A 24,690-nucleotide genomic window follows, 5' to 3' on the forward strand; every position below is an offset into this window, starting at 1 on the left:
AATATAAATGCGCCGTTGCATGCATTTATTGGCTGGCTTAGGCTCTTTGAGCATCGTTATAAGACCGTTTTTGCAAAAGAATATTATTTTTTTCTTCTTTTTCTTTGTCTCTTTTTCATTTGTGATTCAAAAATTTGTTCCTCCTGATCCTCATGAGGACCTGAAGACAATAATCCGCTAAAAAATCCGTCAAATACTTCGTAGCTGTTATTGTTGAAGAAATGTTCTGAAGATTTTTCAAGCGATATATCATTGTTAGAACTATTATATGAATTGGTTTTAGGCTTTGTTTCTACCTCATTCCACAGTGTATTGAATGAGTTGGCTGATAGTTCTTTACTCAGCTGTGAGCCATTCCAAACAGATTTTGAGTTATGCTCTATAAATGTGATTCCGTAGATCCTTCCCTCATCATTCTTTCGTATGACCGTAGCGATTCCCTGTTCCAAAAGTTGAGACTTAAAAGAAGCTTCCGATTTACTCGTGCTGAGAGCGGTTTCAATAGTTCTTTTAAGAATGAATTTTGAAGGATTATTTTTCATTTTTACTTTAGATTTTTCAATAAGCACCTGAATATTTTCTACTCCTGCATGCTTACCAAAAAGGGATGATTTAAAAGGATTGCTTATTTTTTTTCCATTTTTATCCGTTGCAAAATAGACCATTCCTTTTCTCATTTTTCCATGCAGTTCTCCAGTAACTTCTTCACAGGAAATATTAAATTGAGAGAGTAAAGCGTTATATGTACCTATACTTTGAATGCTGTAGGTTTGAGGTATATGTCGTAGTATCGAGGATAATTGTGTTTTGATATTCCCCTTAGTATAATCTATAGGTTTAAAAATAGAGTTTTGATTTAAATTTCTATTCTCACCAGCAACTTTTAAGTTGTATTGTCTTTCCAGTTTTCTGCAGGCTTCCATTGATCGGGAATGATCATATCGGTCTGATATTTTCTTTCCGTCGATCTGGACACAGGTGGTGACGATATGAATGTGAGTTCTATCAATATCCGTATGTTTAAAGACAACATAGGGTTGGTTGCCATAACCCATTTCCTGCATATATTGCTGAGCCATTTCCCGATAATCTTTGTCATTAACCTTATCTTCAGGATCAGGATTAAGTGAGATATGTATTACCGGTTTTTCAGTTTTGTTATTGGCAATCAAGTAGGGTTCAAAGTACTGATGAAAAAATTTAACCGAATAAGGTCGATCCCACAAATCAGGAATCTTATTAGTGAATAAAACCGTTCCTTTTTCGTTGTCCACCTTCTGTTGATTGTAGGTAAGCGCACCCCATAGGTTTTCACCTTTTCCAATTTTAGCGATCATTTTACAGAATTTTTTTGAATATGGTTTTGTTCAAATTCTTTGGTGAGTTCTATAATCTGCTTACAAATTAAAGCTAGTTCTCTGGTATGATTTTCCAGTTTAAAGAGATAGAAAGACGCTTTTTTCTCCGTGAAATTTCGGTATAAAATTTTTACTATCTGATTATAATTGTTTCCAATCGACTGGAATTGGTAGAAGAATTTGGTCAATTGGGTATGATAATCTATTGTTGAAATATCAACTTTTACAATTTTTAATTCTTTCTGAAATAAAATTGTTGTAATAAATTTCGCTTTGTTACTCATTCCGGAAGCCTCATATAAATTTAAAAACTTTATATTTTCCTCATCCGTAAGTCTAAATACATGCCTGTTTTTACTTGGATTAAGCTTGGGCTTACGCCCGCCTTTGCTTTTTTTATTTAGGTCCATCGCATTTAATTTAATATTAGTAAAATCATGACTTCGGAGTGATTTTTAAAGCCCCAGCCAGGGCAAGTTGTTTTGAGGCACGAAAAAAGTTATGAGGCACTCAAAACATAACTTGCTCCTTTCGGGTGAAAGGAAATTTCAGTAAGAAAATATATTTAATGCTTTAAAGCATTAAAAACAGTCCAACTCCAAAAAACTCCTTAGTCTTCCAACACAAAGTAAGCTTGTATGATATAGAAAAACAGAATGTTAGACAAAGCCATAGACTGACACTTTACGCCAAAAACTACCATTAAGAATATTTCGAAGAAGAAATCGTATTCATTTGTATCAGATTGAAAGCGGGACTTCTCAACTGCAGATTTGACAGAAATCTTGAACAGCAGAACCCCTGCATGCCAGCTTTCCGGAATTCCAACCGTCATGATAACATTTTAGAGAGATAGGGATCAGGAAATCCGTTTTTCAGGACGGGCGGGCAGTATTCAGTGAATGTTGATAGAAGTCAATACAGATATCAGGAATTCCAGCCTGTATTACTGAACCCATTACTGAGAGCCTTTTTTCAATCATTCTATCAAATTATGTCTAACAATTTAAGCAAAATGAAAACAAAAAAGCAACCTACAATTATTGCATTTTCCACCCAAAAAGGAGGTGTGGGAAAAAGCACTTTTACATCACTTCTAGCAAGTATTCTTCATTATCGGATGGGGTATCATGTTGCCGTTTTTGACTGTGACTTTCCACAGTACAGTTTACTCCAGATGAGAGAGCGGGATTTAAAAATGGTGATGCAGAATGAGATTTTAAAAAAGATCGCTCACAAACAATTTACGAGTATTAATAAAAAAACGTATCCCATTTTCCAGAGTAAAGCCGACCAAGTTTTAGAGGATATGAATGCTTATGTTGATGGCTCCGAAATAATTCCTGATGCTATATTTTTAGACCTGCCGGGAACTGTTAATACCGCCGGTATTTTAAAAACTTTGACGAAAGTCCATTATATTTTTTCTCCCATTACTGCGGATCGTGTTGTGCTGGAAAGTACGCTAAGTTTCACCCATGTTCTGACCAATGTATTGATGAAAGAAACTCAAACGGGAATTCGGGCTGTACATCTATTCTGGAATCAGGTGGATGGAAGAGAACGGACGTTGCTCTACAAAAACTACAGTAAAGTGATTTCAGATTTAGGATTGCCACTTATGGAAACAAGTATTACAGACAGTAAAAGATTTAGAAAGGAAGGGGAGGCTATTACAAAGACTGTTTTCCGATCCACTTTACTACCTGCAGATCCTAAATTGTTAGCTCAATGCAGGCTGGATCAATTTGTAGAGGAATTTTTAAGAATTGTAAAACTATAAATTATGGAACAGGGCAATAACAATGAAGATAACGGTATCGATGAACAATATCTGATGTCCATTATGGCAGGAAGTCCTAAGAAGGAAGATATTTCAAAAACTGATGATCCTCCAAAGGAGAAGAGTGAAGCAAAAAATAAGTTGAAGAATAAAAAAACATCAGATTTAAGTTATGTCGAGCAGTTTCTGACCCATCACACAATGACTAAGCGGGGTGATAAAAGTATCTATATCCGTCCTGAATATCACGAGCGCCTCTCACGCATTATTCAAATCATTGCCGATGACCAGATTTCTCTGTATGCTTATCTGGATAATATACTGGCGTATCATTTCGAAATGTTTGAAAAGGAAATTACTGATGATTTCAATAAAAAATACCGTCCCATTTTTTAATATCATTTTATGGAAAAAATAATCATTATAGGTTTATTAATCGCTATCATTCTAATTCTTCTCGACAGAAGATTCCCAGTCAATGTCCGTGCGAAAGATAGGGGTAATACTAAGAAAAGTTCTCCACCGATAATGGGAGATATTAAGCAAACAAAAAGAAAAGGTTTGCCAGTTGAAGCCACTGAAAGCCACCTTGAATTTACTTCATTAGCAGAAGATAATTTTGAATCAGAAACCAGGAACGGGAAAGCTGAAGATGTAACCGAGAATAAAAATCTTGATGATATTCTAATCAAGGATAATTGGGGGCAGGAGGAAGAAGATTGGAAGTATCAGGACTCTAATATCGAAAGCGGGTTTGCTACAGGGGTTACCTTTCAGGAATTAAGTACTGTGGGTCAGTTGCTTCAAGAGCAGGTTTTGGAGCCTGGCTTACAACAACAAGCAGTAGGTATAATTCAAAAAATTCATGGGACCGAGCTTTTTGATCTTTTGGAGAATTCGTTGGGGGAGGCTTCGAAGCGTATTTCAAATTTGTTAAGCCAGAGCATTTCGAATGATGTTGAAGGCATATCTTCCAGTTACAAAGATGGTGTTGAAGGTTTCGATATTGGGGAGTTTGTTTAGGCAAATTCCCCTTTTGTTATTAATAAATTTCAACTAAGATCTGTTATCAAACAATTCATGCAGTTTTTTCTGCAGAACCTTTTTGTCGGGAAGCTGCGTTTTGTATTCAGAAACCATTGTCGGAGAAAGACTTCTACTCAGCGCATATTCTACTACTTCGCTGTCTTTGTCTTTACAAAGCAGTACGCCGATGCTTGGATTTTCGTTCTGACGTTTAATATCCCTGTCCAGCGCTTCCAGATAAAAGTTAAGCTGACCCAGATGTTCCGGTTTGAATTTATCTGCTTTCAGTTCGAAAGCGACAAGGCATTGCAGCCCCCTGTGGAAGAATAAGAGATCGATATAAAAATCAGAATTGCCGACCTGTACTTTGTACTCTTCGCTGATAAAAAGAAAATCCCGTCCTAACTCCAGGATAAAATTTTTCATCTGTTCAATTAAACCTTTTTGGAGATCATTTTCATTGAATGTTTCAGGCAGATTTAAAAAGTCAAATACATAGCTGTCTTTAAATGTATTGACTATATCAGCGTTAGTTTCTCTCAACACTGTTGAGAGTTTTGAATTTCCGATCATCGTTCTTTCAAAAAGGCTGCTGGATATCTGTCTCTCTAACTCCCTGAAGCTATAATTTTCCTGTTTGGTCAACTTGATATAAAATTCCCTTTCCTCGATTGATTTACATCTGGAGAATATGGACAGATTATGAGACCAGCTGATTTCTCTCAACAGTGTTGAGATTTTTGGAAATTCCTTGTAAGTCTCATAAAACTGCTTCATTCTCCAAAGATTCTTATCCGAAAATCCTTTTAGTTCAGGTTCATGAGTCTGGATAAACTGAGAAAGTTCTTTAACCACAGATTGTCCCCATTCACTCAGCTCTACCTTTTTGCTGATATACTCACCAATATTCCAGTATAGGTTGATGAGTTCCTCATTGACTTTTCTTATCGCATTGTTACGAGACTGTTTGATGAGCTCAATAATATCTGTGAACCTTTTATCCATGATTTCTCTTTTTTGAAATTCCTTACAAATTTACAATTAATTATACAGGAATTCTGACTGGCGCACGGTTCTTTAACAGCCAAAAGATTCCATCCAATGCCATTCCTGTTACTGAGTACCTAGACTCGGACATCTTTGTCTTCAAGCCCGTAAAGTGCGGGTTTGATAATCAAAAAATCTATTCATTATGAAAAAACAAAGAAAAAAATTGCTGTATGCTGTTTTAACATTGGTAACAATTAATTCGGTATTCGGCCAAGGCAATGGTTCAGCTGGAATCAATGAGGCCACACAGATGGTCACCTCTTATTTTGAGCCGGCTACCCAATTAATTTACGCCATAGGTGCAGTAGTAGGATTGATTGGAGGTGTCAAGGTTTACAACAAGTTCAGCAGTGGTGATCCTGACACCAGTAAAACCGCTGCCAGCTGGTTCGGAGCATGTATCTTCTTAATTGTTGCCGCAACCATTCTTCGCTCATTCTTCCTTTAAATGACGACTATGAATACCTATCATATCAATAAAGGAATAGGAAGGAAGGTAGAATTTAAAGGGTTAAAAGCACAATACCTCTTTATCTTCAGTGGAGGACTCTTAGGAATATTGATCTGTGTCATGGTTATGTATATGGCTGGAGTTAATACGTATCTGTGTTTAATTCTCGGAGGAATCAGCAGTGGACTTCTTACCTGGCAGACTTTCGCACTGAATAGAAAATACGGGGAACATGGTCTGATGAAATTAGGCGCACACAAGAAGCATCCGAAATATATCATCAGCCGTAAGAATATTTACCGGTATCTGAAAATTAACCGTAAAAGAACAAACATATGAGAAATTCTTCCAAGGTAGCCACTCTGGAAAGTAAATTTCCACTGTTGGCGATTGAAAATGATTGTATCATTTCAAAAGACGCTGATGTTACGGTTTGCTTTAAAGTCAGACTCCCCGAACTGTTTACTGTTGCTTCCGCTGAGTATGAAGCCATGCATTCCGCTTGGTTCAAAGCGATTAAAACTTTACCGGATTTCACCATCGTTCACAAACAGGACTGGTTTATGAAAGAAAACTACAATCCTGATTTGTCACAAGAAGACCAGAGTTTTCTTTCCAAATCATTTGAAAGGCATTTCAATGAGAGGCCCTTTTTAAATCATTACTGCTACCTGTTTATCACAAAAACAAGTAAGGAGAGAATGCGGATGCAGAGCAACTTTTCATCACTCTGTAAAGGAAAACTGATTCCAAAAGAGATTAAAGACAAAGAAGTCATTGGTCGTTTTCTTGAAGCGGTCGATCAGCTGGAGCGGATTATGAATGACAGCGGTTATATCCATTTGGAAAGGATGACAGAAGATGAGATATCGGGAACTTCCGAGAGGTCAGGACTACTGGAACAGTATCTGACTCTATCCCGTGAAACCCATCCGTCATTACAGGATATCAAGTTAGGGTCGGAAGAAATGCGAATCGGTAATAACCGGATCACTATGCACACCTTATCGGATACTGAGGATTTACCAGGCACTGTATCATCACACAGTCGTTATGAGAAATTAAGCACCGATCGCAGCGACTGTCTTTTATCATTTGCTTCTCCGGTGGGACTTCTGCTCAGTTGTAATCATATTTATAATCAATATCTGTTCATCGACAACAGTGATGAGAATCTGAACAAGTTTGAAAAATCTGCAAGGAATATGCATTCTCTGGCAAGATACAGCAGAGCCAATCAGATCAATAAAGAATGGATAGAAAAGTATTTAAATGAAGCACACTCTTATGGTCTTCAATCTATCCGCGCTCATTTTAACGTGATGTCATGGTCTGATAATTCTGCTGAGCTCAAACAATTAAAAAATGATACGGGTAGTGCTCTAGCCTTGATGGAATGTAAGCCCCGTCATAATACCACGGATACCGCTACTTTATATTGGGCTGGAATACCTGGTAATGCAGGAGATTTTCCGAGTGAAGAAAGCTTTTACACATTTATTGAACCTGCTCTATGTTTTTTTACAGAGGAAACCAACTATAAGGATTCACCATCACCTTTTGGGATCAAGATGGCTGACCGCCTAACGGGAAAGCCTATTCATCTGGATATTTCAGATTTGCCGATGAAACAGGGAATTATAACCAATAGAAATAAGTTTATCCTTGGTCCTTCAGGAAGTGGGAAATCTTTCTTCACCAATCATATGGTAAGACAATATTATGAGCAGGGATCGCATGTCCTTCTTGTAGATACCGGAAATTCCTATCAGGGATTATGTGAACTCATTAAAGGAAAGACCAAAGGAGAGGACGGGGTTTATTTTACTTATACCGAGGACAATCCTATTGCTTTCAATCCATTCTATACTGATGACGGCGTTTTTGACATTGAAAAAAGGGAGAGTATAAAAACATTGATTCTGACCCTGTGGAAAAGAGACGATGAACCACCAACCCGTTCAGAGGAGGTGGCACTCTCCAATGCAGTCAGCGGATATATCGAAAGAATTAAAACCGATGATCAGCATCCTTCTTTCAACGGATTCTATGAGTACGTCAAAGATGATTATCAGAAAGTATTGGAGCAAAAGAAAGTCAGGGAAAAAGACTTTGATATTGCCAACTTTCTTAATGTGCTGGAACCTTACTATAGAGGAGGAGAGTATGACTATCTGCTCAATTCAGAAAAGCAGCTGGACTTGTTATCCAAGCGTTTCATCGTATTTGAAATCGATGCCATTAAAGATCATAAAATTCTGTTCCCCATTGTGACGATTATCATAATGGAAGTCTTCATCAATAAGATGCGAAGGCTCAAAGGAATCAGAAAACTCATCCTCATCGAAGAAGCCTGGAAAGCCATTGCCAAAGAAGGGATGGCAGAATACATTAAGTATTTGTTCAAAACGGTAAGGAAATTTTTCGGAGAAGCCATTGTGGTAACTCAGGAAGTTGATGATATCATTCAGTCACCGATTGTGAAAGAAAGTATCATTAATAATTCGGATTGTAAGATTCTTCTTGACCAAAGGAAGTATATGAACAAGTTCGATGATATTCAGGCGATGCTGGGATTGACTTATAAAGAAAAGTCCCAGGTGCTGTCGATCAATATGAACAACGATCCGAGAAGATTGTATAAAGAAGTCTGGATTGGACTGGGTGGAACGTACTCTGCAGTCTATGCCACTGAAGTTTCTACCGAAGAATATCTGGCATATACTACAGAAGAAACGGAAAAGATGGAAGTGATGAATCTTGCATCGGAACTTGACGGCAATGTCGAACATGCCATCAAGAGGATTTCTCTTAAGAGAATTAAATCGAATAGAAAAGACCATTAAATCATTTAAAAATGTACAACAATGAAAAATTTAATCATTAAAACCTTAATGGTAGCATTCTTTGCTACCGTAACCTATACAAAAGCACAATTTGTCGTAACAGACCCTGCAAACCTGGCTTCGGGAATTTTGAACTCAGCCAATGAAATTGTACAGACTTCTTCAACGGTATCTAACGTTGTTAAGAACTTCAATGAAGTTAAGAAAGTGTATGAACAGGGTAAAGAGTATTATGACCAGCTGAAAGCTATTAATAATCTGGTCAAAGATGCCAGAAAGGTTCAGCAGACTGTCCTTTTAGTGGGTGATGTTTCTGAGATGTATGTGAATAATTTCGGTAAAATGCTGAATGACCCCAATTTTAATGCTCAGGAATTAGCTTCCATTGCCAATGGTTATTCTGCGCTTCTTACGGAGAGCACGGAGCTATTGAAAGAACTCAAAGAGATCATCACTTCTAACGGTCTTTCTCTGAATGATAAAGAAAGGATGGATGTTGTTGACCGGGTTTATAAAGAGGTCAAAGCGTATCATAATCTGGTACGATACTATACCAACAAGAATATTTCGGTCAGTTATCTCAGAGCAAAAAAACAGAACAATACCCAAAGGGTGCTGGATCTTTACGGAACCTCCAATCAAAAATACTGGTAAGATGGAACCGAATAACTTACACGAAGTACTTCGTTCCGTTTATGAGGAAATGATGCCGATGTGCGCTGATATGGCTGCTGTGGCAAAAGGGGTCGCCGGATTAGGCGCTTTATTCTATGTAGCACTAAAAGTCTGGCAGTCATTGAGTCGTGCAGAATCGATTGATTTGTTTCCCATGCTGAGACCTTTTGCCATAGGCATCTGCATTATGTTTTTTACCACATTGGTTTTAGGAAGTCTTAATGGGGTAATGAGTCCCATCGTTCAGGGAAGCCATTCAACGCTGGAGAATCAGGTCTTGGATATGAACGAGCTGCAGCAGAAAAAGAATCTTTTAGAACGAGAAGCGATGCTCAGGAATCCGGAGATGGCTTACCTTATTTCAAACGAAGAATTTGACAAGAAGCTGGAAGAGCTCGGATGGTCACCATCGGATCTGGTCACGATGTCCGGAATGTATATTGAACGAGAAATGTTTGCCATCAAGAAAGATATCAGAGATGGTTTTCGTGAATTTCTTGAAATTCTGTTTCAATCGGCAGCCTTAGTTATTGATACCATCAGAACCTTCTTTCTGATTGTCCTTTCAATATTAGGACCTATCGCATTTGCCATTTCTGTATGGGATGGTTTCCAAACTACTTTAACTCAATGGTTGACGAGATATGTTAGTGTTTATCTATGGCTTCCTGTTGCTGATATATTCAGTGCCATTCTTGCCAAGATGCAAACCTTGATCTTAGAACGGGATATCGAGATGCTCGCAGATCCCACCTTTATTCCTGATACCTCCAATACGGTATACATCATCTATATGGTAATTGGGATCATCGGTTATTTTACGGTACCGACGGTAACAGGCTGGGTGATTCAGGCAGGAGGCGCAGGCAATTTTATACGTAATGTAAACCAAACTGCCACGAAATCAGGTAATGTTGCGGGAGCAGCAGTAGGTTCTGCCACAGGAAATATTTCGGGAAGATTATTAAAATAAAAATACAGTTCTATGGAATTTAAAACGTTAAGAAATATTGAGAGCAGCTTCAAGCAGATCCGTTTGTTTACATTCGTTTTTGCGGTGTTGTGTTTTGGAGTGGTAGGTGTAGTTGTCTTTAAATCCTACCAGTTTGCCGAAGAGCAGCGTCAAAAGATCTATGTGCTGGATAACGGCAAATCATTGATGGTAGCCCTTTCACAGGATATGTCGATCAACAGACCTGTAGAAGCAAGAGAGCATGTGAGACGATTTCACGAATTATTCTTCACCATTGCCCCAGATAAGAATGCTATTGAAAGTAATGTCAAAAGGGCTTTCAATTTAGCTGACCAATCTGCCTTCAATTACTATAAAGACCTTCAGGAAAAAGGTTACTATAACAGAATCATTTCAGGTAATATCCAGCAGAGAGTTGAGGTAGACAGTGTCGTTGCCAACTTTGATAGTTATCCCTATGACGTAAAAACTTATGCAAGACAATTCATTATCAGATCCAGTAATCTTACCATCCGGAATTTAATTACCAACTGTTCATTGGTTAATTCTGTACGGTCTGACAGCAATCCTCAGGGATTTATCATTGAAAAATTCAACGTGCTTGAAAATAGAGATGTCGAAACTGTTGAACGCTAATAAGACCGATATGAAAAAACTAAGAGATACACTCGAAAATTATGTTGTAAAGATTGATAAACACTGGAAATCTCTTCCGGTAGAGCGACAAAAATTCCTGGCCAAGGTTTTCTTTGGTGGTTATGTTTTGATAACTATCATCGTCATTGTCAATATCTGTATTTCTACAGGTCAAAGAAGTAATACCATTTCTATCAATCATATTGACGGCATTTCTAAGAAACCTATCGAAAAAGGATCGAAGCATAATGAAATAGTAAACTCATACACTAAAAAATAGAATATGAAAGATTCAGAGAAAATTAGAGTGACAGAAAATGATCTCTCCCAAAATTCTAACGGAGTGAATGATCATCCCAAGGCTCAATGGGAAAGATTAAAGAAACCTTTCATCTACTTTTTGATGGCTGCTATATGTGCATCGTGCTTTTATCTGATCTTTAAGTCCAAAACCGATCATACCACTGTTGAAGAGGCCGGATTTAATGCAGCTATTCCACAGGCAAAAGACGGTCAATTGCAGTCTGATAAGCAAAAGGCTTATGAGCAGCAGTTATTAGAGCAAAAGAATGAAGAAAAGAGAAATTCAATAACAACTTTATCAGATTACTGGAATGACCAGAACGGTGTAAACTATAATAGCAACCCACCTTCTTCAACATCCAATAGAAGTGTTCTTCAGCAATCCGATCAGAATGCTCTGAACAGTTATCGAAATGCACAGCAGACCTTAAGCTCATTCTATAATCGGGATAATCAGGAGGTCAATAACCTAAGGAAAGAAATTTCAAGGCTAAAGAATGAGTCAATGCAAAATCATGCTGTTCCTGTGGGTCTGGGAATGAACGACCAGTTAGAGCTCATGGAAAAATCGTATCAAATGGCTGCTAAGTATCTTCCAACGACGCCAAAGCAGGAAAAACCAGCAGAAAAAGAAGAGGTCGAAAAGTCAACGGAAAAGAAGGTTAAATTGACTTCAGCAATACCGGTACGTTCCAATGTTGTTTCCTCATTATACAGAGACCAGTCGGATAGTGCTTTTATCGCAGGTTTGAATCAGAATAGATTTTATGACAGTCAAAATGATTCAGAAAACTCAGTTCAAACAAAAAATGCAATAAGAGGTGTAGTCTATGAAACTAAGACTTTGGTCAACGAAAGTACATTATCTATAAGGCTTTCAGAAGCCATGAAAGTCGGAAGAGCTGAAATTCCAATAGGGAGTTTACTGATTGCAGTAAGCAAATTTCAGGGTGGGAGGCTTCAGTTAAAAATATCTTCCATTCAATCTCAAGGTAATATCTATCCTGTAGAAATCAATGTTTATGACACTGACGGTCAGATGGGATTGTATGTTCCTTATTCAGCGGAGCAGAATGCGGTAAGCGATATTGTAGCTAATATGAGCCAGGCTTCAGGCACTAATATTATGATGACTCAATCAGCAGAACAACAGATTGCAACTGATCTGAGCAGGGGAGTAGTACAGGGACTGTCGGGTTATTTTCAGAAGAGAGTCAGACAATTGAAAGTAACTGTAAAAGCTGGCCATCAAGTCTTACTCTTACCCAAAAATAACTAATCAAAAAAAATAAAAATGAATACACAAAAGAGTCATTATATTCTCATTATGCTATTACTTTTATTAGTAAGCAAGGCATTTGGGCAGGATTCCGTGACAACCTATTATTCCTTGGAAGAGGGAAAATTAGAGCCTTTCAGGATACAAGTTACCTACAATAAAACCAGCTATCTGATATTTCCTACATCAATACGATATGTTGACCTGGGAAGTGATCTCTTGGTTGCCAATAAGGCAGATCCTATAGGAAACGTTCTTCGGGTTAAGTCAGCCGTCAGGGATTTTGAAGAAGAAACTAATTTTTCGGTCATTACTGAAGATGGAAAATTTTACAGTTTTGACGCATCCTACAGTTCTTATCCCGATATACTCAGCTATGATTTAGTAAAACTTCAGAGAGGTATGGAGCGACAGTATGCTGATGTATTATTTGAAGATCTTAAAGGAAGCTCAACTTCTCTCACCTGGCTTATTATGGAAAATCTTTACAGGAAAAGCAACAGAACTATTAAGCATATTGCTTCGAAAAGTTATGGAATTGAGTTTTCAGTCAGGGCGCTGCACGTTAATGACAGCAAGTTTTATTTCACATTGCAGGTTAAGAATCAAAGTAATGTGGGGTATGCTATTGAATGGGTCAATTTTAAAATTGTCGATAAAAAGAACTTAAAGCGAACGGTCGTTCAGGATAAGATTTTAGAGCAGGTTCGTACCTATTTCCCGGAAAGGATAATAGCTGATCATTCAGATAGTAAAGGGATTTATATGCTTGATCAGTTTACGCTCTTAAAAGATCAGGTTTTGGAGATTGAAATTCTGGAAAAGAACGGGGGAAGGCATTTGAAAGTACAGCTTGAAAATGAAGATATTGTTCATGCAAGATTGATAAATAGTTTAACCATTAAAACGGAGTAAGATGCACAACATATTTTTAACAATCATCTTAACGATGATAATGGGTAGCAAAATATTTGCTCAACAGATGATTCCCAAGCAAATTGGTATTGAATTTACCTATTCGGTATTTCCAAAATCTCCAGAAAAGCAAAATTATATGTTTAGTACGGGGCTTGTTTCTTACTCGAAGAATGGTAATTACTTTTTTGGACTGACAGAATTTAGCAGAAAATATTATAAATACACTAGCTGCGATATTCCGATAGATACGTTTCTGCTTAACGGTGGTTACAGTTTTTATCTATGGGGAGACTTCATGCGAAATGTCAATCTTAATCTGGGAATTGGAGGTCTTGTTGGTTATGAACAGGTTAATAGAGGCAATGAATTGCTATATGACGGTTCAATGTTAACAGCAACGGATAATTTTATTTATGGAGCAAATGGTAAGCTATCTATTGAAAGCTATCTGACCGAGCATTTAGTTTTCCTGGTCAACGGACAACTTCGCTTTTTGAAAAATAGCCAAATGGCTAATTTTCACTCTCTGTTGGGGGTTGGAATAAGATATAATTTCTAAAAATAATGAAAAATGAAAAATATAATTAATACAGCTAAAATACAATTAAAGTGTTTCTTGCTACTATTTATGATTGGACTATTTGTACAATCATGTGAGAAAGATGATTTGGAAATTCAGCAGAATTATCCTTTTAAGGTGTGGGTTATGCCTGTTCCTAAGGATATCGCTAAAGATGAGTATGTGGAGATCCGTATCAAAATTATTCCTGAAGGTAATTTTGCTGACACCAAATATTATCTTCGATATTTTCAGTTTGAGGGAGCAGGAAAGCTGCAGTATTATAACACTCAACCTTACTTTCCTAATGATATTTATCCTCTTTATGAGAAAGAGTTCAGATTGTATTATACTTCAACCTCTGAAGTTTCACAATCATTTACGGTATGGCTATCAGACAGTTTTGGAAATGAGAATAAAATTGAATTTCAATTCAACAACAAAAAGTTAGACGGATAAATACAATTTCTTTAGCTTGCAAATATATATTCCCACTCCAAATAAAACCATCTAATTTGAGAAGTATTGTTTAGTATTTGCGGAAAGATGGTTGGCCCCCTAAAGGGCAATCATCTTTCCGCGACGCCACAAGAATCCAGACCGGGAATCGGCTCTGGATTCTTATTTTTCAGAAATTTAAGTTTCTTATAAAATACCTTCATCGGAGAAAGAGAAGGAGTCTATTGAAGTTATTATACAATGATCAAGCAGTTTAATATTTAATAATTGTCCAGCCTCCTTTATTTTTTGTGTGATGCCTATGTCTTCGCGAGAAGGTGTAAGGTTTCCGGAAGGATGGTTATGAGCTATAATAAATGATACGGCATTGCATAATAGAGCTCCCTGCATGATGATTCTGATGTCAACAAGAGAAGAGGTAATTCCAGATTCTGATATTTTTTGTATTCCTAAGACCTTGTTAGCCTGATTCATATACATTGAGTAAAATGACTCTCTGTAGTCGATCTGATCTGCATCAAAATGTTCCCTGAAAATATCTGTAGCATCCTGGGAGTTCAGTACTTTTTTTTCAGTATTTCCTTTTCTTGTGTAGATCAATTTGATCTCATTTACAATATTATATTTCATTGTTATTGCTCTGAGTACGGCAGAGCCTTTTGTTTCCCGTACTTAAGTTAAACCAGCATTTATTTAAAACATCTTTGAATTGTTATGTGTATTTTTTAGATCAAAAGCCTTTTCAATCTCTTCTCCGTTCTATTTCTTAAAAGCCTTTCAGGTTTCGCTGAATATTTTTCAAAAGAAAAACCGGAAAAAAGAAAGCAGATATGAAGTGTTGACAATGAAAAAAAACAAAAGGAAACGGAATAATTGGAGGGTGCCTTTAGGGAGGAAACCGTTTATGCCGTAGTCTTTTGGTTGGATTAGCAAGACGGATGGCAACAATACCTTAGCTGCCTTTTTACCGGTTTATTATGAAAATATTAGTAATGTATTTACCTAATCGTTAGAAGTTACTGTGTGATCAACCTATAATTGTATTCTAATTTATATTCTTGAAGACATCGAATGCCAAACTATGCCACTTGGTTACCAAAAGGATTAAGAGTTCTTGGAAAGCATATTATTATAGATTTTAATAGAGAAATAATTTTAAATATGAGCCAGTTATCCTCCCATCTTTTTAAAACCATCAGAGATTTAATTGAAAAGTCAAAGGAGAGTGTTGTTCGTAATATTAATACGACTATGCTATTGACCTATTTTGAAATAGGTAAAACAATAGTGACGGATGAGCAAAATGGAAAGGACAGAGCTGAATATGCCAAAGAAACACTCAGGAACTTAAGCAGACAGTTATCAAAAGAATTTGGAAGGGGGTATTCTGTAGATAATCTACAGTGGATGAGGAAATTTTATTTGACTTTTCAAGGTCGGGTCTTCGAAAAATACGAAACACTGTCTCGTATTTTTCGAAGACTGTGTTTATATAAGAAGACATAGTCAAATCAGTAAATAAAGGAAAAACAATACCAATTACTTCCACTTTAAGTGGACATGTTTCATAAAATAGAAATTTTGTGCAAATCAAAATCTTTAGATATGGATACAATCACAAAAAGCGATCTTGACATGCTGAGAAATCAGATCATTTCTGACATTGGCAATCTTCTTGACAATAAGTTGGCCGATAATAATGAGTCTGATGAGCTTGGATGGATGCGGAGCAAAGCAATCCGAAAAAAGCTTAATATTTCCGCTGCTACACTGCAAAATCTGAGAGTCACTGGGAAAATTAGATTTAAGAAATTGTTGGGGTCATATTATTACAATAGCGAAGATCTTCAAAAAATATTCAGTGATGAAATCGAATGATCCTAAAAGATGGTTTGATTTCCTGGATTATATCTCAGGTGATCCATTGCTGAATGTATGGCATATTTCCTTATTGGTCGCAATAGCAAGACTTGCATGTAGGCAAAATGAAAAATGGGTCATCAGGGTCAGCCGAAGTAAATTAATGACTCTCTCGCATATCAACACCCTGCCTAGCTACCATAAGTATTTTAAGCAGCTTCAGGAATTTGGCTATATCAAATATACGCCTTCTTACCATCCCGGATACCGCAGTACGGTAGAAATACTGAAAAGACCCAAAGACTGAATATTAAATAAGCTTCAATATACCTGTTTGTATTGAAGCTTATTTGTTTCTGTTATATCATCACCTTGACTGTTTCGAGCATATTTTGAAAAGCATCGCATCTATTGGGAAACGAAGCACTAGCAGTTTTGGCCTGTGTATTTTTAAGTTCCTGAAATTCTCTTTCGAGTTGTTGGAGGAATTTCATAAGCTTGGTATTGAATTGATCGGTTCCTTTCAATTTCATTTCTAGCTCCTTCATTTCCCTTGCAATTGTGGCTTGTTCGGTAATTGCATAATCCTCGGTCTGTTTGACAGAGTAGTGGCCCAGCATTTCCTTTACAACATGGATCGAAACCCCGTTATTAAGGGTTACAGTACTCGCAAAGGTTCGTCTCGCTTTATGGGTATTAAGAACAGTAAATACTTCACAGAGAACAGCGATTTCTTTAAGGTACTCATTCATTTTCTGATTCGACCTACCCGGAAGTACAGTTCCTCTTTTTTTGCACAGTGGGTCATCTTTGTATTTAGCAATGATTTCAAGTGCTTTGGGCAGGAGTGGTATATCAGTGTCCGATTTAGACTTTTGCCTGCTCGACATGATCCACATACTACCGTCATCGGCTTCTTTGATGTCTTCCCATCTGAGTTGATATGCATCAATATATGATAATCCGGTATAACATTGAAACACAAAAATATCACGTACCACTGTCAGCCTTTCGGAACTGAATACTTTTTCTTCAATCCTTTTAAGTTCGGGCTTTGTCAGTGGTTTCTTTTTTATTTTGGTTTTCTTGCTTACAAAAAGCTTAAAGGGATCTTTAGAGATTATTTCTTTAGCTACAGCCCTTAGAACGATTTTTTTGAAATTACTGATATACTTTAGAGAAGTATTATTGGAGCATTTTCGGACAGTTTTAAGATACAGATCATAATCCTTTACAAAAGAATAGTTTAGGGCACTGAATTCCAGATCTTCCTTATCATATTTATATTTAATGAATTCCTGAACATGTGAACGTGCAGTAATATAGCGATCATGTGTACCTTTAGCATACTCCTCTGTGATAACCAAGGCAGCTATCTCATCGTTATGCTCCTGAAATTCTTCCAGAATCTTATTGCGAGGCTTATATTTTCCATTTACAAAATTAATAAGGTCTATTGAGGTAATAGGAATACCACTATTTAAAAGATCAGTTTTGTGATTATTGACTTTAGTGGTCAATGATTCCAGGAAAAAATTCAGTGCTTTTGCATCCTCTTTCGTTCCTGTTGCTTTTCCTTCCTTCTGATCCCATCTGTTTACATTCCACTTTCTTTTAGTGGAAGTTTCTTTAGGAACTCCATCTACGGTTATTCGTAGATAAACGTGACGTATTGTCTTGTTCTTTACATTTGAGCTCTTCAAGAAGAAGGTTAGCCCATAACTTTGCTCTAACATAATTCAACATTTTAAGGGTTATAAATGTCAAACTAAAAGCGCTTTAAATCAAGATGTCAATGTTTGTTACAGGTTAAATGTCAAATAGTTGTAGATATTTGTGGCAATTTTTTCAGATTTCAAATATTGCCACGAATCTGCCACAAACATTTGGAGTATTTTTGAAAATTATGGCAGTAGCCATAAATAAAAAAAATCCTGCAAATCATTGATTTTGCAGGATTTATCTATTTTTTGATGCTTTTTGAAAACTTTTGTTTTCACATCTTGCGGAGAGTGAGGGATTCGAACCCCCGGACCTGTTACAGTCAACAGTTTTCAAGACTGCCGCAATCGACCACTCTGCCAACTCTCCTTAAACTCCGATAGTATCGTTGTTTTCAGTGGTGCAAATATAGAACGATTTTTAATTTCTGCAAAACTTTTTCTGTATAAACTTTAACAAAACTTAATAATGGGCTAAAAATCAGGTTAATTATTTTGTTAGTTTTTGCAGAATGATGAAATTTTCTCTTTGTTTTCTCCTGTTCATCGAGGTTTTGAGTGAAAAGATTTCCTGTTTTCTGCTAAAAAAAGAAGCAAGAAAGAGAAATTGATCTCTCATTTTTTATTTGGTGCATTTTTTGCAATGCCTGTCAGACTAAAAAAATTAATTATTTATGAAAGTATCTTATGTGGGAACAGGTATTCTGAGTGTTGCCTTAACATTTACCTTGGGATCTAATGTTGTTTTTGCCAATCAACCTCTTGTAAGAACTATTGAACATGTACAGAATGATTCTGATTCCGTAAAAGTTGAAAATCTGGCTAAAGAACTGAAAAAGTTGAAGCCTATTAATACCAATGATTTTAAAAGCAAATTTAAAAAAGAGATTAACGGTTTTAAACTTACAGAAGTTACGGCTTTTGAAGATAAAGAAACAGGGTCATATGCTACAGCAAATTATGCAAAAGGGTCTCAGAATGTCTATTTAATGGTAACAGATGGTGCCGGAGCAGGAGCTGAGCAGGTGAAAGGAAGTCTTTTAAGCTATTTGGAGCTGAAAGCAATAGAGGAACCCGGTGATAAAACCAATATTAAAAATTATAAAGGCTGGTTGGTTTACTTTGATCACAGTATGTATGAAAACGATAAAATGACAAGTATCCAGTATCTGGAAGGAAACAGATATGGAGTAGTAGCTTCGGGAAATAATATGTCCCTTGAAGAACTGAAAAGCCTTTTAGATAATGTTAGTTTGTAAACGTTTCTTCCAATAAAGTAGAGCTCTGATTTATAAAAATAAGTCAGAGCTTTTTTAAGGGTAGAATGGCTATAGTAATTATACCTAAAAATAACTTCCAGCCTTCAATTTTTGTTATTTAATTCCTTTATTCATCTCTTTATTTCCTTGGTTTACTGTTTTGAATATATCTTAAAATTCCTTACTCAGAATCGTTTCAAAAAAATACGGGATAAATTCTTATGGTTAAAGAAATCGGATTGTGGAGAGCATGATGTGCTGGCGAAACTTTAACAGCTATTGAGCAATAATCAATCCGGGAAAAATTATAGAAAACGCTTTGCGTTCAATTCTTATCAGGGTATTGTATTTGCAGTCGATATATCTGATAAGAAGCATTGACTCAACGAATCTACATTAAAGGAGATAAAAAAGTTACTCAATCTTTCAGGATTTTTTAGAATTAGCCGCAGGGAGCTTGCATATAAACAATAGGTTGAAAGAATGGAACGGTATAATGAATATACATGGGCTATTCAGATGAAAAGGTATAAAAATCACCTCATTACAAGCAAGGGGAGTATTGCTGCTTTTCGTAAGTGCATTGAAGATTAATCTAAGCACAGGCGAAAGCATTAATTATAAATAATCTTATCCGATATTTGAACATCCCAATCCCTATAAAAGCATATCTTGAAATATTTAGATAGAGATTTTTTTTACATCTATTCTAAAAAAATAGATTTACATTAATGAAAAGCCTAGGTTTTATAGGCTTTTTGATGTAAATTAGACCTGAATTTGTTTCTTTTTATCAGAAATTTTATATTATTAAGTAGACAAAAATTAATTTAACTTTGCCAATTGAATAATATACGAGATTGTTGAATTTGTATTAATAATATTATATTGTTTAAGACTAATAAAAGGGACTTGAGAAAACAGAAGATTAATTTACCTGGCAGTAGATATGAAATATAAATTCTTAAATTTTAAATTAAGGAAGGTTGTTCATTACTCGTTAATTATGTGTATCTTGTTGATACAGGTGATTATAGGTGTGTTTTTTTACAATGAGTTTGTGAATGAGAAAAAACTGCAGTTTATCAAGAAACAGCTGGAGGATAGCAGGGCTTTGGGAGGATTGACGGATAATTCAAGAAAGGATTTCATGGATGCACAGGAGCATCTCCAAAGATATATGGTGAGCCAGGATAATAAGGACCTGCAGCTTTATTTTGAGTCATTAAGAAAACTTAAAAAGAATTTTGATAAGATCGGGGAGTATGAAAATACAAGCCCAAGGTTGAAAAATACATTGGCTCAGAAGAAAATGGATACCATGAAGGTAACCAAACTGAAAACCCTTATAGATTCTGTATACGAAACCTCTATGAAGCCTCCTACAAAGATTGAGGATCAGAAGTATGAGCCTGCAAAGTACAAAAATGACTTTGAGAACTTCAATGTACAAACCCGCACCTATGCTGATACTATTAAGAAAAAAGGTTTTATGGGGCGTTTGAAGGATGCCATCACAGGAAAAGTAAATGTTCAGAAAGAAAGCACTGTAATTACTTTAACGAATAATAAAACCATAGACATTTCCAACGTAAAAACTGAAATGGATAAGGCTTTAAAGTCGATGGATAAGCATTATGCCGCGGAAGTAAAGAAAGCACAGCAATATGCAATCAAAAATCAGCGTGAGAATATTCAGTTTTACAGCAATTTCAGTAAGCTGTTAGTGTACAGTAACGGATTGATTGATGTATATGAAAATGCCATTAAAGATTTCAAATCTGAACTTGAAAAAGAATATACCAAACAAAATTCTGATAATAATAAGATCAGAAGATATCTTGTACTTGGGCTGATGGTCTTAATGTTCATTGTATCCATTCTTATTATGTACTTTACCAGAGTGGCCTTCGTCTACGAAAGAAAACTTGATGCAGCCAATAAAGAAATTAAGAACAACCTGAATTTCAAGAACAGAATATTGGGGATGTTGAGCCACGATTTAAGATCGCCGTTGAAGATCATTAATATCTTTATTGATAAGATTTACAGATCAACAGGGGATGAAACGATTAAAGATTACCTGAAGTCGATTAAGTTTACAAACAGTACGCTTCTTCTGCAATCTAACCAGATTCTTGAATATACAAAGAATCAGGATGCTGAAAAGAAGCTGATAAAATCCGCTTTTAATCTTAAAGAAGAGATTGGCTCCATTGTAAAAGTGATTTCCCCTTATTTGGAGACACGAAACAATAAATTTGCTGTAACAGACAGAATTCCTGAAGGGGTTGTCGTATTTTCGGACAATATCAGAATCAACCAGATTTTTATGAATATTCTGGGGAATGCCAACAAGTATACAGAAAACGGAAAGATTGATCTTGTGATGACTACAGAGCCGCTAGGAAATGATAAAATCACCTTGATTACAACAGTAGGAGATACAGGAGTAGGGATTTCAGAATCTGATTTGAAAAAGATTTTTGATCCTTATTATCAGGGAACCGTTTCTGATGAGGTAGATAATCTTGGAGTAGGATTAGGACTGAACCTTGTAAAGGAAATTGTAGAATTGTTTGATGGTGAAATTTCTGTTTCCAGTAAACTACATAAAGGAACGCAGGTGACATTCAGAATCAATTTAAATATCAATAATAAATAATGGAAATGCCAATTGAAAACAAGGAAATCATATTCCTTTTAGCAGATGATCACAGTATTGTAAGGCAGGGAATGGAGATCGTTATTAATGATATTGCTCCCAATGCAAAAGTATATCATACTTCATCTTTACAGCAGGCCATGGAGCTGATAGAAACAAAGGGAATTGAAATCGCTATTATTGATGCTCATTTTCCCGAAGGAAATAGTCTGCATATTTTACCGCAAATGAAAATGGCAAACCCGGATATTAAGATCCTTATTTTTACGGGGCTTGAAGAAGATCTGTATGCCCTGAAGTTTATAAAAGCCGGTGCCAATGGATATCTTAGCAAACTGAGCGAAGAAGAAGAAGTAAGAGAAGCTGTTTCTCAGTTTATCCAGAAAGGAGAGTATTTTTCAGATCTGACAAGAAATTTATTAGTCCAGTTCATTTACAACCCGAATGTAATAAGCCCACTGAGCAGTTTAACCAAAAGAGAACTGCAGATTGCAGAAATGTATGCAGACGGATTTGGAAACCTGGAAATTGCGAATAATTTAAACATAAAGCAGAATACAGTAAGTACAATCAAAAAAAATATCTTTGAAAAGCTGAAAATAGAAAATATTGTAGAGCTGATTGATCTTATCAAAACGCATCATAAAATATAGAATTCCCAACGCCTATTCCGCACTTCTTTATTAGTCCAGTTGTTTTCATCGATAAATATCTATGCCGCATCTGATATGTATCGATGGGATTTATAGATGATATTATCCTGCGATGTCGTTACTTTGTAGTATAAAATTTACCAAATGAATTGTTAACGCTTTTTTTTAGTTTTTTCACTTCATTTAAGTAGATAAATGAAATAACTGTAAAAATAATAAACTATAGTTATAGAAAACACAAGTGATGAAAATAAATTAACAAGTGATGAGATTAATATAGAAGTGTATGAATGACCTTAAACGTGGATTTCTTGAAAAAACCAAATGATAAGAAAAAAAACACAAATTAATATAAAGAAATCCAAGGTGTGGTTACTAGTACAGACAAAAAGGGAGGCAATAAAAGCCTCCCTTTTTTATGTAGTCTGTGACTGGCAGGATGGCAGTAATAAAAGGGCCATAAGGGCCTGAAGAATATATTTCATGGATTGGTTTGAAGACCTAGCTTACGAAAAATACGACAAACTGTAAAGTAAATATGAAATTAGAGTGAAGCCGGAAGAGGGTAGATACCGGGTAGTGGAGACCATTAATAGATAAGAAGTTTTGGTTTCCGGCTTCTTGTTTTATTTAAATTTCTGATTAGCTTCAGGGCTTACAGGGGCGAAAAAATTAATCAGGTTTCCGTCCGGATCCCGGAATAAAAGAGAACGGTTACCCCATGGCATGGTTGTAGGCTCCTGTACAATATGATCTGTCAGATTTTTAATCCTTTCATATTCAAGATCTACATCAGTAACCAGAAATTCTATAATAATATTGCCTTGCCCTCTTGATTCTGCAGGCTGTTCACCACCAAACATTTTCATAGTACGTGTGCTTCCGATGGCTATAGTTATGCTGTTTGTACTAAGTTCAGCAAAATCTTCTGTGTACCATTGGGCAGTGAATCCTATTGCTTTTTCATAAAACTGAACGGATTGTTTGATGTCCTTTGTGATGATTCTTAGCGATGTTAATTTCATATAATTTTGTATTTAAAATAATTGAATACAAAATTAAGAGTAAGGTATGACAACAGGGTGTCAGGAGGATTTTGAAAGCAGAAAACTATTCTCTATAACACTAATTGCTGAAACTGCTAAAGGGGTGTTTTAGTAAAAATTAGCAATATCTATTAACTGTTTAATGTCGAGGAGTTGTATCTTCCGTCCTTCAGATTTGATGAGTTTCTCTTGCTTAAAATCATTGAGAATACGGGCTAGCGTTTCTCTGGCTGTTCCTACCATATTGGCAAGGTCTACGCGGGATAGAGAAATTAATACTTCTTCTTCGGGGAAGTCATTAGATTTATATTTGTCATGAAGGATTAATAAGCTTAGTGCAGCTCTTTCTCTTACGGTACGGTGTGATAAAACGGCAATAAGATTGGCCATCACACTGAATTCATGACTTAAAGATTTTAACAAAAGACCCGAGAAAACAGAAGACTGGTTAAGGATTTCCAGGAAATTGTCTTTTGAAATAAAAGAGATAACAGAATTTTCCAGAGTGGAAGTGGTATCTCCATAAGATTCCTGACTCAAAATGGCCGAGTATCCGAAAAATTCCCCGGAACTGTAGATATAGATGATCTGCTCCCGACCATCATTATCTACCTTATATTTTTTTATTTTCCCTTCATTCAGATAATAGATGCCATTGGGCTTTGTACCATCTGTGAATATAGCCTCGTTTTTGCGGTAGTTTTTAGTTTTCATAGCTTTTAGAAGCAAATTCTTGTCATATTCAGGAAGTTCATCAAAAAGATACTGATTGTTGAAAATAAATTTTGAGATCATAATTTTTCTACGCAGGCTATTGAATAAACGTTCAGTTTGTAACTTAAATCACATTTTAAACCAATATAAATCACCAGATTTTCTGTCTGAACGGATTAATTTTACAAAAGTAATGAAATAGATTTTGAATGAGAATAGATAACAGTTTTAATCGCAGTGAGACAGCTGTTAATCCCTATAAATAAAAGAAATTTTATAGTATTCGCAAACGTTGTATTGAGAATAACTACGATTCTAAGAATATAAAAGATGTAAAAATAACACTGGATAAAAATTTAAGTTGACATGTTTTTCACAGCGGTTGCTGACATTTCTAAATTATTTTTTTTGCTTATTTATTTTATCCAGTTATTTTTAAGGAATACTTTTTTGAAA

The 24,690-nt window shown here is 35.9% G+C and carries 28 protein-coding genes and 1 tRNA gene; 20 read left to right on the top strand and 9 right to left on the bottom strand.

Annotated elements, in window-relative coordinates; translation table 11 throughout:
• Positions 1-83: 83 nt before the first annotated feature.
• The 3 genes from mobB to CHSO_RS10615 all read right to left on the bottom strand — a co-directional run bounded on the left by mobB (position 84) and on the right by CHSO_RS10615 (position 2,193).
• Positions 84-1,337, bottom strand: coding sequence for a conjugal transfer protein MobB (gene mobB / locus CHSO_RS10605; protein ID WP_045495709.1), 1,254 nt, complete (start codon positions 1,335-1,337; stop codon positions 84-86).
• Positions 1,334-1,768: a conjugal transfer protein MobA gene (mobA, locus tag CHSO_RS10610; RefSeq protein WP_045495711.1), complete on the bottom strand. Its 435-nt coding sequence runs from the start codon at positions 1,766-1,768 to the stop codon at positions 1,334-1,336. Before mobA ends, mobB begins: the two co-directional genes overlap by 4 nt.
• A gap of 200 nt (positions 1,769-1,968) precedes the next feature.
• Positions 1,969-2,193, bottom strand: coding sequence for a hypothetical protein (locus CHSO_RS10615; protein WP_045495713.1), 225 nt, complete (start codon positions 2,191-2,193; stop codon positions 1,969-1,971).
• A 180-nt stretch (positions 2,194-2,373) separates the two neighbouring features.
• Here CHSO_RS10615 and CHSO_RS10620 point away from each other — a divergent pair, with 180 nt between their 5' ends.
• Genes CHSO_RS10620 through CHSO_RS10630 form a run of 3 tightly spaced genes read left to right on the top strand, consistent with a single transcriptional unit; the run spans position 2,374 to position 4,164 of the window.
• Positions 2,374-3,141, top strand: a complete 768-nt coding sequence (locus CHSO_RS10620) for a ParA family protein (RefSeq protein ID WP_045502270.1) — start codon at positions 2,374-2,376, stop codon at positions 3,139-3,141.
• Between the two features lie 3 nt (positions 3,142-3,144).
• On the top strand, positions 3,145-3,537 hold the full coding sequence (locus CHSO_RS10625) for a DUF3408 domain-containing protein (RefSeq protein WP_045495714.1): 393 nt from the start codon (positions 3,145-3,147) through the stop codon (positions 3,535-3,537).
• Positions 3,538-3,546: 9 nt separating this feature from the next.
• Positions 3,547-4,164, top strand: coding sequence for a hypothetical protein (locus CHSO_RS10630; RefSeq protein WP_045495716.1), 618 nt, complete (start codon positions 3,547-3,549; stop codon positions 4,162-4,164).
• Between the two features lie 33 nt (positions 4,165-4,197).
• Here CHSO_RS10630 and CHSO_RS10635 read toward each other — a convergent pair whose 3' ends face one another.
• A complete protein-coding gene (locus CHSO_RS10635) occupies positions 4,198-5,172 on the bottom strand; it encodes a YhcG family protein (RefSeq protein ID WP_045495718.1) in 975 nt (324 codons plus the stop codon).
• A gap of 187 nt (positions 5,173-5,359) precedes the next feature.
• Between CHSO_RS10635 and CHSO_RS10640 the strand changes: the two genes are divergently transcribed.
• Genes CHSO_RS10640 through CHSO_RS10690 form a run of 11 tightly spaced genes read left to right on the top strand, consistent with a single transcriptional unit; the run spans position 5,360 to position 14,316 of the window.
• Positions 5,360-5,665, top strand: a complete 306-nt coding sequence (locus CHSO_RS10640; RefSeq protein ID WP_045495720.1) for a DUF4134 domain-containing protein — start codon at positions 5,360-5,362, stop codon at positions 5,663-5,665.
• A 9-nt stretch (positions 5,666-5,674) separates the two neighbouring features.
• Positions 5,675-6,007 (top strand): DUF4133 domain-containing protein, encoded by a 333-nt coding sequence (locus tag CHSO_RS10645; protein WP_045502274.1) that lies wholly within the window; start codon positions 5,675-5,677, stop codon positions 6,005-6,007.
• Positions 6,004-8,514, top strand: coding sequence for a TraG family conjugative transposon ATPase (locus CHSO_RS10650; protein WP_045495722.1), 2,511 nt, complete (start codon positions 6,004-6,006; stop codon positions 8,512-8,514). The genes CHSO_RS10645 and CHSO_RS10650 overlap by 4 nt, the downstream gene beginning before the upstream one ends.
• A gap of 48 nt (positions 8,515-8,562) precedes the next feature.
• Positions 8,563-9,168, top strand: coding sequence for a DUF4141 domain-containing protein (locus CHSO_RS10655; protein WP_034692369.1), 606 nt, complete (start codon positions 8,563-8,565; stop codon positions 9,166-9,168).
• Between the two features lies 1 nt (position 9,169).
• Positions 9,170-10,162 (top strand): conjugative transposon protein TraJ, encoded by a 993-nt coding sequence (traJ, locus tag CHSO_RS10660; RefSeq protein ID WP_045495724.1) that lies wholly within the window; start codon positions 9,170-9,172, stop codon positions 10,160-10,162.
• 12 nt (positions 10,163-10,174) lie between these two features.
• Entirely contained in the window at positions 10,175-10,798 is a 624-nt protein-coding gene (traK, locus tag CHSO_RS10665; RefSeq protein ID WP_002980931.1) for a conjugative transposon protein TraK, read from the top strand.
• 10 nt (positions 10,799-10,808) lie between these two features.
• Positions 10,809-11,078 carry a hypothetical protein gene (locus CHSO_RS10670; protein WP_232509178.1) on the top strand — a complete coding sequence of 90 codons (270 nt, stop codon included), beginning with the start codon at positions 10,809-10,811 and terminating at the stop codon, positions 11,076-11,078.
• Positions 11,079-11,081: 3 nt separating this feature from the next.
• The gene (gene traM, locus CHSO_RS10675; RefSeq protein ID WP_045495735.1) at positions 11,082-12,380 is read left to right on the top strand and encodes a conjugative transposon protein TraM; all 1,299 of its coding nucleotides are present in this window, start codon (positions 11,082-11,084) and stop codon (positions 12,378-12,380) included.
• Between the two features lie 15 nt (positions 12,381-12,395).
• Positions 12,396-13,295, top strand: a complete 900-nt coding sequence (gene traN, locus CHSO_RS10680) for a conjugative transposon protein TraN (protein WP_052480560.1) — start codon at positions 12,396-12,398, stop codon at positions 13,293-13,295.
• 1 nt (position 13,296) lies between these two features.
• Positions 13,297-13,857, top strand: coding sequence for a conjugal transfer protein TraO (locus CHSO_RS10685; RefSeq protein ID WP_045495741.1), 561 nt, complete (start codon positions 13,297-13,299; stop codon positions 13,855-13,857).
• A gap of 12 nt (positions 13,858-13,869) precedes the next feature.
• Complete coding sequence (locus CHSO_RS10690; protein WP_045495750.1) at positions 13,870-14,316, top strand: DUF3872 domain-containing protein; 447 nt, start codon at positions 13,870-13,872, stop codon at positions 14,314-14,316.
• A gap of 186 nt (positions 14,317-14,502) precedes the next feature.
• On the opposite strand, the gene CHSO_RS10695 is transcribed toward CHSO_RS10690, so the two are convergent.
• The gene (locus CHSO_RS10695) at positions 14,503-14,946 is read right to left on the bottom strand and encodes a JAB domain-containing protein (protein WP_045495752.1); all 444 of its coding nucleotides are present in this window, start codon (positions 14,944-14,946) and stop codon (positions 14,503-14,505) included.
• Positions 14,947-15,387: 441 nt separating this feature from the next.
• On the opposite strand from CHSO_RS10695, the gene CHSO_RS10700 reads away from it, so the two are divergent.
• The 3 genes from CHSO_RS10700 (at position 15,388) to CHSO_RS10710 (ending at position 16,483) form a co-directional block, all read left to right on the top strand.
• Positions 15,388-15,822, top strand: a complete 435-nt coding sequence (locus CHSO_RS10700; RefSeq protein WP_045495754.1) for a DUF1016 N-terminal domain-containing protein — start codon at positions 15,388-15,390, stop codon at positions 15,820-15,822.
• A 99-nt stretch (positions 15,823-15,921) separates the two neighbouring features.
• A complete protein-coding gene (locus tag CHSO_RS10705; RefSeq protein WP_045495756.1) occupies positions 15,922-16,194 on the top strand; it encodes a helix-turn-helix domain-containing protein in 273 nt (90 codons plus the stop codon).
• Positions 16,181-16,483 (top strand): hypothetical protein, encoded by a 303-nt coding sequence (locus CHSO_RS10710; RefSeq protein ID WP_045495758.1) that lies wholly within the window; start codon positions 16,181-16,183, stop codon positions 16,481-16,483. The genes CHSO_RS10705 and CHSO_RS10710 overlap by 14 nt, the downstream gene beginning before the upstream one ends.
• Before the next feature lie 52 nt (positions 16,484-16,535).
• Here the strand turns inward: CHSO_RS10710 and CHSO_RS10715 are convergent, their stop codons facing one another.
• Together CHSO_RS10715 and CHSO_RS10720 are read right to left on the bottom strand one after the other, a co-directional pair.
• Positions 16,536-17,912, bottom strand: a complete 1,377-nt coding sequence (locus CHSO_RS10715; protein ID WP_084220964.1) for a site-specific integrase — start codon at positions 17,910-17,912, stop codon at positions 16,536-16,538.
• A 270-nt stretch (positions 17,913-18,182) separates the two neighbouring features.
• Positions 18,183-18,267, bottom strand: a tRNA-Ser gene (locus CHSO_RS10720).
• Between the two features lie 304 nt (positions 18,268-18,571).
• Here CHSO_RS10720 and CHSO_RS10725 point away from each other — a divergent pair.
• The 3 genes from CHSO_RS10725 (at position 18,572) to CHSO_RS10735 (ending at position 22,474) form a co-directional block, all read left to right on the top strand.
• On the top strand, positions 18,572-19,156 hold the full coding sequence (locus CHSO_RS10725) for a hypothetical protein (protein ID WP_045495760.1): 585 nt from the start codon (positions 18,572-18,574) through the stop codon (positions 19,154-19,156).
• Positions 19,157-20,216: 1,060 nt separating this feature from the next.
• Positions 20,217-21,821 (top strand): sensor histidine kinase, encoded by a 1,605-nt coding sequence (locus CHSO_RS10730; protein WP_232509179.1) that lies wholly within the window; start codon positions 20,217-20,219, stop codon positions 21,819-21,821.
• A 5-nt stretch (positions 21,822-21,826) separates the two neighbouring features.
• The gene (locus tag CHSO_RS10735; RefSeq protein WP_232509180.1) at positions 21,827-22,474 is read left to right on the top strand and encodes a response regulator transcription factor; all 648 of its coding nucleotides are present in this window, start codon (positions 21,827-21,829) and stop codon (positions 22,472-22,474) included.
• A 626-nt stretch (positions 22,475-23,100) separates the two neighbouring features.
• Here the strand turns inward: CHSO_RS10735 and CHSO_RS10740 are convergent.
• Both CHSO_RS10740 and CHSO_RS10745 read right to left on the bottom strand, forming a co-directional pair.
• Positions 23,101-23,499, bottom strand: coding sequence for a VOC family protein (locus CHSO_RS10740; RefSeq protein WP_045495769.1), 399 nt, complete (start codon positions 23,497-23,499; stop codon positions 23,101-23,103).
• 129 nt (positions 23,500-23,628) lie between these two features.
• Positions 23,629-24,315, bottom strand: a complete 687-nt coding sequence (locus tag CHSO_RS10745; protein ID WP_045495771.1) for a Crp/Fnr family transcriptional regulator — start codon at positions 24,313-24,315, stop codon at positions 23,629-23,631.
• Positions 24,316-24,690 lie beyond the last annotated feature (375 nt).

It is taken from the genome of Chryseobacterium sp. StRB126 (assembly GCF_000829375.1).
In the GTDB taxonomy this organism is placed as follows: Bacteria; Bacteroidota; Bacteroidia; order Flavobacteriales; family Weeksellaceae; genus Chryseobacterium.